Here is a 12757-nt window from a genome sequence, read left to right on the forward strand (position 1 = left end):
GCCATCACATCCGACATCGGTGTCGTCTGACACTCCGCCTTCGCGAGCAAGCTCGCTCCCACAGGGTATTGGGTGCTGCATAAACCGCTTTCAGCTTAGCCCCATCTCTTGCCATATCCGCAAAACCTGCCGGCGTTCGTCGGCAAACTGGTCGCCCGGTATCACCCCGGCGTCCTTCTGCAAGGCCTGCCGGTGGGCGGCGGAGCGGTAGGCCTTGTAGGCCTCACGCAACAGACTGGCATCTTCGGCGGGCATCAGCCGTTCGTGTTCCAGCTCTTCCAGAATGCGGATGTTATCGGTCCAGCGCAGCAGCGGTGGATGGCTGTGCGACCACGCCAGGGCCGCGTATTGCACCATAAATTCAATATCGACGATACCTCCGGCGTCCTGCTTGAGGTCAAACGGCACGCCCGCGTCGAAGGCATTCGCCGCCGTGCCGGCTGCGGTGCTGCGGGTGCCGAGGTTGTCGCGCATCTTCGCGCGCATCTCGCTGACTTCCTGCTGCAGCCTGGCCAGATCCCGTGGTTTGCCCAACACCTGCGCGCGGACTTTTTCAAAAGCCTGGCCAACATCCTGACTGCCCACCAGCACCCGCGCGCGCACCAAAGCCTGATGCTCCCACGTCCAGGCTTCGTTTTCCTGATAGCGCGCGAACGCGCCGAGTGAGCTCACCAACAGCCCGGAAGCACCGGACGGCCGCAGGCGCACATCCACTTCATACAGCTGGCCGGAGTTGGTCTGCGCCGTAAGCAAATGAATGATCCGCTGCCCCAAACGCGTGAAGAACTGCGCGCCGTCGATGGATTTCGGCCCGTCGGTTTCCGCCTGCGGATCGCCGTCATGGATGAACACCAGATCCAGATCGGAACCATGCCCCAATTCGATACCGCCGACTTTGCCATAACCGACAATGATGAAGCCGGGATCGCACAGCGTGCCGTCGGTGCGCAGCGGCGTGCCGTACTTGGCCACGGTCTGCCGCCAGGCCAGGGCTAGCACCTGTTCGAGAATCGCTTCGGCCAGCCAGGTCAGGTAATCGCTGACTTTCATCAGCGGCAGGCTGCCTGCAATTTCCGAAGCGGCGACGCGCAAGCGGTGCGCCAGTTTGAAATGGCGCAGGGCTTCCATTTGCTGCTCGAGGTCGTCTTCGGGAATTCGCGTCAGGCGTTCGCGCAACTCGGCCGCCAGTTCCGGCGCCAACGGCGGCTTGAACAGACGACCTTCGTTGAGCAATTCGTCGAGCAGCAGCGGGAAGCGCGTGATCTGCTCGGCAATCCACGGGCTCGCCGCACACAGGGTCAGCAGGCGGCGCAGCGCACCGGGGTTTTCCGTGAGCAACACCAGATACGCCGAACGCCGCGCCACCGCTTCCACCAGTGGCAGCACGCGCTCGAGCACCAGATCGGGATTGTCATGCTCCACCGCTTGCGCAAGCAGTCGCGGAATAAAAGCATCGAGACGCTCGCGTCCCAGCCGCTGCATCGCGCGCAATTGCGGACTGCCACGCAAACCGGCCAGCGCTTTCAGGGCTTTGCCGGCATCGACGAAACCGCCTTCCTGCAACTGCCGGCACGCGGCCTCCTCGTCCTGTTCTTCCTCCCACAGCGGCAGCCATTCGCCACCGACCACCACTTCGCTTTCGCTGCCCTCTTCCTCATCGGGATCGGCGATCACCTGGGCGAAATGCCAGGCCACGCGCCCGCGCCAGTACATCAGTTGTTCATGGAACGCCGACCAATCGGCGAAGCCCAGCATGAAGGCGATGCGCGCCTGATCCTGAGCGCTGTCCGGCAGCATCTGCGTCTGACGGTCGGCAATCGCTTGAATGGCATGTTCGGTGTAACGCAGAAACTCGTACCCTTCGCGCAATTCACTGACCACCGCCGGCGGCAGATAGCCCTGCCCTTCCAGCGTGCTCAGCACCTTTAATAGAGGACGCTGTTGCAGGCTCAGGTCGCGGCCACCGTGGATCAATTGAAAGGCCTGAGCGATGAACTCGACCTCGCGGATGCCGCCGGAGCCGAGCTTGATGTTGTCGGCCATGCCCTTGCGCCGCACTTCCTGCTGGATCAACTGCTTCATCGTGCGCAGCGCTTCGATCGCCGAGAAGTCCAGATAGCGCCGATAGACGAACGGCCGCAGCATGTCGAGCAACTGCGCGCCGGAGACCTGATCGCCAGCCACCACCCGCGCCTTGATCATCGCGTAGCGTTCCCAGTCGCGGCCCTGATCCTGGTAATACTGCTCCAGCGCGTTGAAGCTGAGCACCAGCGCACCAGACGATCCGTATGGACGCAGGCGCATGTCGACGCGGAAGACGAAGCCGTCGACGGTCATCGGATCCAGCGCCTTGATCAGACGCTGGCCGAGGCGGATGAAGAATTCCTGATTATCCAGCGAGCGTTTCACGCCGACGGTTTCGCCGCCTTCGGGGTAGGCGAAGATCAGGTCGATGTCGGAAGACAGATTCAGCTCGACCGCGCCGAGCTTGCCCATGCCGAGAATGACCATCTGCTGCGGCTCACCGCTGCGCCGCCCGGTAGGCGTGCCGAATTGCTCGCAATGACGGCTGTACAGCCATTGATAAGCCTGATCAATGGTGGCGTCGGCCATGTCCGAGAGGTCGCGACAGGTCTGCACCAGATCGGCCTGACGGGTCAGGTCGCGCCAGATGATCCGCACCTGATGGCGTGCGCGCTGGCGGCGCAAGGCGCGGCCGAGTTCGTCTTCGCTCTGCGCGCTGTTCACGGCGGCGGCGATCTGTGCGCACAGTTCGCCGGGCGCAAACGCTCGATCAAGTTCGCCGGACGCCACCAGCGACAACAACATCAAAGGGTCACGAATGCTCTGTTCAATGACAAATTCGCTGGCGGCCGTGACGCGGGCGAATTGCGCCCAGCGTTCCGACGTCCAGTTCGACAGGCCGTGATCGTCTTCAAGAGCGGCGACGGACGTACGGAACGACTGCTCGGATCGGCTGACCAACGGCAGGAGAATGGCGGGCAGTTCGGCAAGCACGGGCAGGGTCATGGTCTATCCTTGATCGGCGTATTGAGGGCCGCTTGTAGTGAATGATGAAAACCCGCTACGTGAAGGACTGTCGAACAAAAGTTAGAAATAGCTGAAATTTCTTCTTCTTTGGCATCCAGCATCAAACTTTCACCTTATTCGGATGGAAATCGACCCGCCTTAACGATTATTCTCACAACGCAGTCGGAGGCCACAAGCCTTTCATCTGTAGTTTTACTACTCGTCTATACATTCGAAAGGCTGAAATGCCGGAAGATTTGTAGTAAAACTACACGCCGCCGGAACAACCTGTCGGCAATCCAAGAATTTTAAATCGTCTGCCCACAAGGCCAGTCGCAAACTCAGGCAACCGATTCTGGAAGCCTTTCCGCCCTGGAGCAAGCCATGCAAGACCTCGATCCCGTCGAAACCCAGGAATGGCTGGACGCCCTGGAATCGGTTCTCGACAAAGAAGGCGAAGACCGTGCTCACTATCTGATGACCCGTATGGGCGAACTCGCGACCCGCAGCGGCTCGCAGCTCCCTTACGCGATCACCACGCCTTACCGCAACACGATCCCCGTTACCCACGAAGCACGCATGCCTGGCGACCTGTTCATGGAACGCCGCATTCGCTCGCTGGTACGCTGGAACGCGATGGCCATGGTAATGCGCACGAACCTGCGAGATTCGGACCTGGGTGGTCACATCTCCAGCTTCGCTTCCAGTGCGACCCTGTATGACATCGGCTTCAACTATTTCTTCCAGGCCCCGACCGACGAACACGGCGGCGACCTGATCTACTTCCAGGGCCACACCTCGCCAGGCGTTTACGCCCGCGCATTCATGGAAGGTCGCATCACCGAAGACCAGATGAACAACTTCCGTCAGGAAGTTGATGGTCAAGGCCTGTCGTCCTATCCGCACCCTTGGCTGATGCCTGACTTCTGGCAGTTCCCGACCGTATCGATGGGTCTGGGTCCGATCCAGGCGATCTACCAGGCGCGCTTCATGAAGTACCTGGAGCACCGCGGTTTCATCCAGCCGGGCAAACAGAAAGTCTGGTGCTTCCTGGGCGACGGCGAGTGCGACGAGCCGGAATCCCTGGGCGCGATCTCCCTGGCCGGCCGCGAGAAGCTGGACAACCTGATCTTCGTCATCAACTGCAACCTGCAGCGCCTCGACGGCCCGGTTCGCGGCAACGGCAAGATCATCCAGGAACTCGAAGGCGTGTTCCGCGGCGCTCAGTGGAACGTGACCAAAGTCATCTGGGGCCGTTTCTGGGACCCGCTGCTGGCCAAAGACGTCGACGGCATCCTGCAACGTCGCATGGACGAAGTCATCGACGGCGAGTACCAGAACTACAAAGCCAAAGACGGCGCGTTCGTTCGCGAGCACTTCTTCAACACGCCTGAACTCAAGGCAATGGTTGCCGATCTGTCCGACGACGAGATCTGGAAACTCAACCGTGGCGGCCACGACCCGTACAAGGTCTATGCGGCGTACCACGAAGCGGTCAACCACAAGGAACAACCGACCGTCATCCTCGCCAAGACCATCAAGGGTTATGGCACCGGTGCCGGCGAAGCGAAAAACACTGCGCACAACACCAAGAAAGTCGACGTCGACAGCCTGAAGCTGTTCCGCGACCGCTTCGACATCCCGGTCAAGGACGAAGAGCTGGAGAACCTGCCGTTCTTCAAGCCAGAGCCAAACAGCGCCGAAGCCCGTTACCTCGCCGAGCGCCGTGCCGCACTGGGCGGTTTCGTGCCGCAGCGCCGTGCGCAGAGCTTCAGCGTACCGACTCCGGACCTGGACACCCTGAAAGCCATCCTCGATGGCTCGGGCGACCGTGAAATTTCCACCACCATGGCTTTCGTGCGGATCCTCGCGCAACTGGTCAAGGACAAGGAAATCGGCCCGCGCATCGTCCCGATCATCCCGGACGAAGCCCGTACCTTCGGTATGGAAGGCATGTTCCGTCAGCTGGGTATCTACTCCTCCGTCGGCCAGCTCTACGAGCCAGTCGATAAAGACCAGGTGATGTTCTACAAGGAAGACCAGAAAGGTCAGATCCTTGAAGAAGGCATCAACGAAGCAGGCGCCATGAGCTCGTTCATCGCTGCCGGTACTTCGTACTCCAGCCACAACCAGCCAATGCTGCCGTTCTACATCTTCTACTCGATGTTCGGCTTCCAGCGTATCGGCGACCTGGCCTGGGCCGCTGGCGACAGCCGTACCCGTGGCTTCCTGATCGGCGGCACCGCTGGCCGTACCACCCTGAACGGTGAAGGTCTGCAGCACGAAGACGGTCACAGCCACCTGCTGGCCGCGACCATCCCGAACTGCCGCACCTACGATCCAACCTACGGCTACGAGCTGGCGGTGATCATTCAGGACGGCATGAAGAAGATGACCGAAGAGCAACAGGACATCTTCTACTACATCACCGTGATGAACGAGTCGTACCAGCAGCCAGCCATGCCGGCCGGTGCCGAAGAAGGCATCAAGAAAGGCATGTACCTGCTTGAGGAAGACACTCGCGATGCGGCGCACCACGTTCAGCTGATGGGCTCCGGCACCATCCTGCGCGAAGTGCGTGAAGCGGCGAAGATCCTGCGTGAAGAGTTCAACATCGGCGCTGACGTCTGGAGCGTTACCAGCTTCAACGAACTGCGTCGCGACGGCCTCGCTGTAGAGCGCAGCAACCGTCTCAAGCCTGGCCAGAAGCCTAAGCTGAGCTACGTCGAAGAGTGCCTGAACGGTCGTAAAGGTCCGGTCATTGCTTCTACCGACTACATGAAGCTGTTTGCCGAGCAGATCCGTCAGTGGGTACCGTCCAAGGAATTCAAAGTCCTGGGCACCGACGGTTTCGGCCGCAGCGACAGCCGCAAGAAACTGCGTCATTTCTTCGAAGTCGACCGTCATTTCGTGGTGTTGGCAGCCCTGGAAGCACTGGCTGACCGTGGTGATATCGAACCTAAGGTTGTGGCCGAAGCCATCGCCAAGTTCGGCATCGACCCGGAAAAACGCAACCCACTGGACTGCTGAGGAGACATTTTGTGAGCGAACTCATTCGCGTACCTGACATCGGCAGCGGTGAAGGTGAAGTAATTGAACTGTTTGTGAAGGTCGGCGACCGCATCGAAGCCGACCAGAGCATCCTGACCCTGGAATCGGACAAGGCCAGCATGGAAGTGCCGGCCCCGAAAGCCGGCGTCATCAAGAGCCTGAAAGTGAAGCTGGGCGATCGTCTGAAAGAAGGCGACGAACTGCTCGAGCTGGAAGTCGAGGGCGCCGCTGAAGCGGCCCCTGCACCTGCCGCCGCACCTGCTGCGAAAGCCGAAGAGAAACCGGCTGCCGCACCTGCTGCTGCCGCGCCTGCCGCTGCCCCTGCTGCCCCTGCTGCCGCTTCGGTACAGCAAGTGCACGTGCCGGACATCGGTTCGTCGGGCAAGGCACAGATCATCGAGATCCAGGTCAAGGTCGGCGACACCGTCGAGGCTGATCAATCGCTGATCACCCTGGAATCCGACAAGGCGAGCATGGAAATCCCGTCGCCTGCCGCTGGCGTGGTCAAGGCCATCAGCGTCAAGCTCAACGACGAAGTCGGCACTGGCGATCTGATTCTGGATCTGGAAGTGGCGGGTGCTGCGGCTCCGGCTCAGGCTGCTGCGCCTGCTGCTGCCGCTGCGCCAGCCCCGGCTGCTGCTCCGGCTGCACCGGTTGCCGACAGCGTTCAGGACATCCACGTTCCGGACATCGGTTCGGCCGGCAAGGCGAAGATCATCGAAGTGCTGGTCAAGGCCGGCGACACCGTCGAAGCCGACCAGTCGCTGATCACCCTGGAGTCCGACAAGGCGAGCATGGAAATTCCATCGCCTGCCGCTGGCGTGGTCGAAAGCGTTTCGATCAAGCTGGATGACGAAGTCGGTACCGGCGACCTGATCCTCAAGCTCAAAGTCAAAGGCGCGGCCCCTGCTGCTGCCCCGGCTGCGGCTGCTGCACCGAGCGCTCCGGCACCTGCCGCTGCTGCTCCGGCTGCCGCTGCACCTGCTGCCGCTCCAGCCGCAGCGCCGACTGCTACACCAGCGAAACCGGGCGCCAAAGTTCACGCCGGCCCTGCCGTGCGTCAACTGGCTCGTGAGTTCGGCGTCGAGCTGAGCGCCGTTGGCGCCAGCGGTCCGCACGGTCGCATCCTCAAGGAAGACGTGCAGGTTTACGTCAAGGCGATGATGCAGAAGGCCAAGGAAGCACCGGCCGCTGCTGGCGGCGCTACCGGTGGCGCGGGCATCCCGCCGATCCCGGTGGTCGATTTCAGCCGTTTCGGCGAAATCGAAGAAGTGCCGATGACCCGTCTGATGCAGGTCGGCGCTGCCAACCTGCACCGCAGCTGGCTGAACGTGCCACACGTCACGCAATTCGACTCGGCGGACATCACCGAGCTGGAAGCCTTCCGTGTTGCGCAAAAAGCCGTGGCCGAGAAGGCTGGCGTCAAGCTGACCATCCTGCCGCTGCTGCTCAAGACTTGCGCGCACCTGCTCAAGGAGCTGCCGGACTTCAACAGTTCGCTGGCACCAAGCGGCAAGGCGATCATCCGCAAGAAATACGTGAACATCGGCTTCGCCGTCGACACTCCGGATGGCCTGCTGGTGCCGGTGATCAAGAACGTCGACCAGAAGAGCCTGCTGCAATTGGCAGCCGAAGCGGCTTCGCTGGCTGAAAAAGCCCGCACCAAGAAGCTGTCCTCGGACGAGATGCAGGGCGCCTGCTTCACCATTTCCAGCCTCGGTCATATTGGCGGCACCGGCTTCACGCCGATCGTCAACGCGCCGGAAGTGGCGATCCTCGGTGTTTCCAAGGCAACCATCCAGCCAGTCTGGGACGGCAAAGCCTTCCAGCCGAAGCTGATGCTGCCACTGTCGCTGTCCTACGATCACCGCGTGATCAACGGCGCTGCTGCTGCACGCTTCACTCAGCGTCTGGGCAGCCTGTTGGGCGACATCCGCACCATCCTGCTGTAACCCAAGCGGCCCTCCGGCGACGGAGGGCCGCTTGCTGCACCCTTTCGAGCGCCACACGCTCGTACCTCAACCCCGTCAATTGACGGGGCTTTTTTTTACCTGAAATAAACCGGATCGCGCCTCTTTCCTACAACCTGCGCTGACATCGGCCACAGGTCTGGTCCACTTAACGCCAATATTTTCTGCCGCCGGCCAACTAACCTCTGCTCAGGAAAGTTGCTTCAATGCGCTCCGCTTATTTAATTCATCTTATTAAAATCTCGAACGGAATCGATCATGTTCAAACCGACTATCGGCCCGATCGTGGGCCACGCCACAACTAACGAAGTTCGCATTTTCATGCGCGGCGAACAACAGGACAAAAAACGCGTATTTGCCGGAGTTCGCGTTCGCAAGGCCGGAACGGAAAAATGGTCCAACAGCGTATTTACACTTTTGCATTCAGCCAACGACATGTCGGGCGTACTGGTATTACAGGATCTGGACGCCGATTGTGAATACGAATATCAAGCCGGCTGGTTAAGCCCGATGAATCCGGTACACACCATCGACACAGTGGTGGAGTTTCCACTGCAATGGCCGCGACAGCTCTACCGCTTTCGTACCCGCACCGCGCAAGCCAGCCAACCCCGGGGCTTTATCGTCGGATCTTGCCGTTATCTGCGGATTACCGCAGGCATCGCTTCGTTGCCGCAACTGGGCGATCGCATCTTTGGCTCGATCAATCAACTTGTCGAGAACAGTCATCTACCCGTCAGCGCAGTGATCATGACCGGCGATCAAGTGTATGTAGATGATTTGAATATCATTGCACCGGATCGCGAAGCCAAAGACATTCTGAAGAAGTATCGAACGGCATTCTCGCAACCGAATATTCAACGATTGATGTCCAATACATCGACTTACATGATGCTCGACGATCATGAAATAGAAGATAACTGGCCCACCAATGCAAAAGATGCGGACAAGGACTTGTATCGCAACGCCATGGCCGCTTATGAACTTTATCAAGCCAGCCACAGTCCGGTTTACGCATATAACAGCGAGGGCCAGATAGACCGGAATACCTTGAAGCATTATTGGTATCAGTTCGGCGACAGCGATATCGCCTGGTTCGTCACCGACAGCCGCACCCGACGCAACTTGTCTGAGGATGACCGGCGCATTCTCGACATCGAGCAAGAACAGGCCCTGCTGCAATGGCTGATCCATAGCCCGGCACGGGTGAAATTCGTGGTGACCAGCGTGATGTTCTATCCCGATCGCAAGTTCAACGGTGACGATGCCTGGAAAGCTTTTCCCGAGCAGCGTCTGCGGCTGCTGGAAACCATCCGCACTCACCGGATCAAGAACGTGGTGTTCGTCTCCGGCGACGTCCATGGCTCGCTGACCAGTCGCTTGAGTCACAGCGAGGACACCGATTTCGAGGTGCACACCATCGTGTCCTCGCCGTTGCACAACAGCAAATTGCTGCCGTATGCCAAGGCTTCAACGTTTATCCTCGATCAACCGCTGGTGCGCACAGCGGCCGGGGATTATCGGCACGAGCTCACCAGTGCCGTGGTGAGTCAAGACAATTTTGCGCATGTGGTCGTTGAGGCTGATCAGATATTGGTCAATTACCATGACCGCGATGGCAAGAACTTGCAGTCGATCAGTATGAAATTGCGTTGAAACACCAAAAGATCGCAGCCTTCGGCAGCTCCTATATGGCTACGTGGCGCCTGCAAGAGTTGTTCAAGGCTGCGATCTTCTGCTCATTTCAGTTGTGCACTGGAGAAATGTTCACTGCAGCCGACATATTCTTATAGCACTTGGCCTTCATCTCTCTTGTCAGTCGGTGCCGCAATGATGCAACCTTGCCGCAGCCAACAGACAAGAGGGCGAGAGCCCGGCGCATTCAGCATATTTCCAAGCGAGTTTCCTTCATGAAGAGCCAGCCCGATGCCGCCAGCCGTATGGCGGCCGAGGTAGTGACGCAGTTGCCGGTGCCCTCGCGGCTCGGCATGCTGCGTTTCGAGCGCTTGAATGAAGCCAGTTGGGCGATGCTGTTCCTTGATCCCAACTGCGAACGCCAGTTCGGCCAGCCGGCCGTCGAGCTCTGCGCACTGGTCGGCTCGCCCTACGCCAGCCTGATGGAGCCCGAAGCGCGCTATCAACTGCATGACGCGATCCAGCAGCAACTAAGCAAAAGCGCACATTACGTGGTGCGCTACACCCTGCACACCGCCGCCGGCGCGTTGAACATCCTCGAGCTGGGTGAAGCCTACAAACAGCACAACCGGCATTTGCTGCGCGGCTACCTGCTGGCGGTCGACGAGGTGTTCGACGAAACCCAGGCGCTGCCTTCGGTCGACCTGGAAACCCAGAACTCGCGCCTGCAAATCGCCCTTGAGCTGAACCAGCGTGCCCAGCAGGAACAACTGCAGCATCTGGAACGCGTGCGCGCTCAGCAGGATCTGATTCTGCTGCTTGCACGCCAGCGCTACAGCACGCACAACTCGCTGCAGGAAGCCGCCGAGCTGATCACCCGCTGCGCCTGCGATATCTACGAAATCGACTGCGCCAGCCTGTGGAACCTCGAAGGCCAGCGCTTGCTGCCGATCTCCGCCTACCACCGCGCAACTCAGGAATACCTGCTGCCGGAGCCGATCGATATCAGCGGCTTCCCCGATTACATGGAAGCGCTGCACAGCAGCCGCGCCATCGATGCGCACAACGCCATGCGCGACCCGCGCACCCGCGAGATGGCCGAGGCGATGCGTCCGCGTGACGTCAACGCCATGCTCGATGCCAGCATTCGCGTCGACGGCCAGGTAGTCGGCGTGTTGTGCCTGGAACAGACCGGCGTCACCCGCGCCTGGCAGTCCGACGAAATCGCCTTTGCCGGCGAACTGGCCGACCAGTTTGCGCAAGTGATCAACAATCACAACCGGCGTACCGCCACTAGCGCCCTGCATCTGTTTCAGCGCGCAGTCGAGCAAAGCGCCAACGCCTTTTTGCTGGTCAACTGCGACGGCGTGGTCGAGTACGTCAACCCGAGCTTCACCGCGATCACCCAGTACACCACCGAGGAAGTCCACGGCCAGCGCCTGTCGGAATTGCCGGCGCTGGAAAACCTCAGCGAACTGCTGTTCGACGCGCCTTCGGCGCTGGCCCAGAGCAACAGCTGGCAGGGCGAATTCAAAAGCCGCCGGAAAAACCTCGAACCGTACTGGGGCCAGCTGTCGATCTCCAAGGTCTACGGCGATAACCGTGAGCTCACGCATTACATCGGCATCTACGAAGACATCACCCAGACCAAACTCGCGCAACAACGTATCGAGCGCCTGGCCTATACCGACAACCTGACCAACCTTGGAAACCGTCCGGCATTCATCCGCAATCTCGATGAGCGCTTCGCCCGCGACAGCGACACGCCGATCAGCCTGTTGCTGGTGGACATCGACAACTTCAAGCGGATCAACGACAGCCTCGGTCACCAGACTGGCGACAAACTGTTGATCAGCCTCGCCCGGCGCCTGCGCAACAGCCTCAGCCCGAGTGGCAGTCTGGCGCGTTTTGCCAGTAACGAATTCGCCGTGTTGCTCGACGACACCGACCTTGAAGCCGGGCAGCAGATTGCCAGTCAGTTGCTGATGACCCTCGACAAGCCGATGTTCGTCGACAATCAGTTGATCAGCGTCACCGGCTCCGTCGGCCTGGCCTGCGCGCCGCTGCACGGGCGCGACCCGCAGACCCTGATGCGCAACGCCGGCCTGGCGCTGCACAAGGCCAAGGCCAACGGCAAACACCAGTTGCAGGTGTTCACTGAAGCGCTGAACGCCGAAGCCAGTTACAAACTGTTCGTCGAGAACAACCTGCGCCGCGCCCTCACGCAGAACGAACTGGACGTGTTCTACCAGCCCAAGCTGTGCCTGCGCAGCGGTCGCCTGCTGGGCATGGAAGCGCTGTTGCGCTGGAACCACCCGGAACGCGGCATGATTCGCCCGGACCAGTTCATCAGCGTCGCCGAGGAAACCGGCCTGATCATTCCGATCGGCAAATGGATCGCCCGTCAGGCCTGCCGCATGAGCAAATCCCTGACCGCTGCCGGCCTGGGCAATCTGCAGGTGGCAATCAATCTGTCACCGAAACAGTTCTCCGATCCGGATCTGGTCGCCTCGATCGCCAACATCCTCAGGGAAGAAGCGCTGCCGGCCAGTCTGCTCGAACTGGAGCTGACCGAAGGCTTGTTGCTGGAAGCCACCGAGGACACGCATTTGCAGCTCGACCAGCTAAAACGCCTGGGCCTGACCCTGGCCATGGATGACTTCGGCACCGGGTACTCGTCGCTGAGTTATCTGAAGAAATTCCCGATCGACATCATCAAGATCGATCGCAGCTTCATCCATGAAATCCCCGACAACCAGGACGACATGGAAATCACCTCCGCCGTGATCGCCATGGCCCACAACCTGAAACTCAAAGTTGTCGCCGAAGGCATCGAAACCGCCGAGCAACTGGCGTTCCTGCGCCGCCATCGTTGCGACGTCGGTCAGGGTTATCTGTTCGATCGACCGATTCCGGGCGATGAGCTGATCAAAGCGCTCAAGCGCTATCCGCGTGGGCCGCTCTGTCTCTAACGCCTCTACCCCATTCTCGCCATTACATGCCGCCCCCTGTAGGAGCTGCCGAAGGCTGCGATCTTTTGATCTGGTTGTTAAAAAGCAAAATCAAAAGAT

General features: G+C 60.0%; 6 protein-coding genes. 4 read left to right on the forward strand and 2 right to left on the reverse strand.

Features of this window, described 5'->3' with window-relative positions; translation table 11 throughout:
- Positions 1-90 precede the first annotated feature (90 nt).
- Both glnE and F8N49_RS28345 read right to left on the reverse strand, forming a co-directional pair.
- Positions 91-3030, reverse strand: a complete 2940-nt coding sequence (glnE, locus tag F8N49_RS19125) for a bifunctional [glutamate--ammonia ligase]-adenylyl-L-tyrosine phosphorylase/[glutamate--ammonia-ligase] adenylyltransferase (protein WP_151552110.1) — start codon at positions 3028-3030, stop codon at positions 91-93.
- Entirely contained in the window at positions 3027-3152 is a 126-nt protein-coding gene (locus F8N49_RS28345) for a hypothetical protein (protein ID WP_256205860.1), read from the reverse strand. The genes glnE and F8N49_RS28345 overlap by 4 nt, the downstream gene beginning before the upstream one ends.
- Positions 3153-3414: 262 nt before the next feature.
- Between F8N49_RS28345 and aceE the strand changes: the two genes are divergently transcribed.
- The 4 genes from aceE (at position 3415) to F8N49_RS19145 (ending at position 12658) form a co-directional block, all read left to right on the forward strand.
- Positions 3415-6060 (forward strand): pyruvate dehydrogenase (acetyl-transferring), homodimeric type, encoded by a 2646-nt coding sequence (gene aceE, locus F8N49_RS19130; protein WP_024011316.1) that lies wholly within the window; start codon positions 3415-3417, stop codon positions 6058-6060.
- A gap of 11 nt (positions 6061-6071) precedes the next feature.
- On the forward strand, positions 6072-8033 hold the full coding sequence (gene aceF / locus F8N49_RS19135; protein WP_151552112.1) for a dihydrolipoyllysine-residue acetyltransferase: 1962 nt from the start codon (positions 6072-6074) through the stop codon (positions 8031-8033).
- Between the two features lie 276 nt (positions 8034-8309).
- Positions 8310-9707 (forward strand): alkaline phosphatase D family protein, encoded by a 1398-nt coding sequence (locus tag F8N49_RS19140; protein ID WP_151552115.1) that lies wholly within the window; start codon positions 8310-8312, stop codon positions 9705-9707.
- Between the two features lie 254 nt (positions 9708-9961).
- Positions 9962-12658 carry a bifunctional diguanylate cyclase/phosphodiesterase gene (locus F8N49_RS19145; protein ID WP_151552117.1) on the forward strand — a complete coding sequence of 899 codons (2697 nt, stop codon included), beginning with the start codon at positions 9962-9964 and terminating at the stop codon, positions 12656-12658.
- Positions 12659-12757 lie beyond the last annotated feature (99 nt).

Origin of the sequence: Pseudomonas sp. GXM4, assembly GCF_008923895.1 — a bacterium.
GTDB classification, from domain to species: Bacteria; Pseudomonadota; Gammaproteobacteria; order Pseudomonadales; family Pseudomonadaceae; genus Aquipseudomonas; species Aquipseudomonas atacamensis.

Excerpts from the sequence above, each read along its gene's own strand:
- aceE (WP_024011316.1), top strand. The coding sequence starts at position 3,415 with ATGCAAGACCTCGATCCCGTCGAAACCCAGGAATGGCTGGACGCCCTG.
- glnE (WP_151552110.1), bottom strand. The coding sequence starts at position 3,030 with ATGACCCTGCCCGTGCTTGCCGAACTGCCCGCCATTCTCCTGCCGTTG.
- F8N49_RS19145 (WP_151552117.1), top strand. The coding sequence starts at position 9,962 with ATGAAGAGCCAGCCCGATGCCGCCAGCCGTATGGCGGCCGAGGTAGTG.
- F8N49_RS19140 (WP_151552115.1), top strand. The coding sequence starts at position 8,310 with ATGTTCAAACCGACTATCGGCCCGATCGTGGGCCACGCCACAACTAAC.
- F8N49_RS28345 (WP_256205860.1), bottom strand. The coding sequence starts at position 3,152 with ATGCTGGATGCCAAAGAAGAAGAAATTTCAGCTATTTCTAACTTTTGT.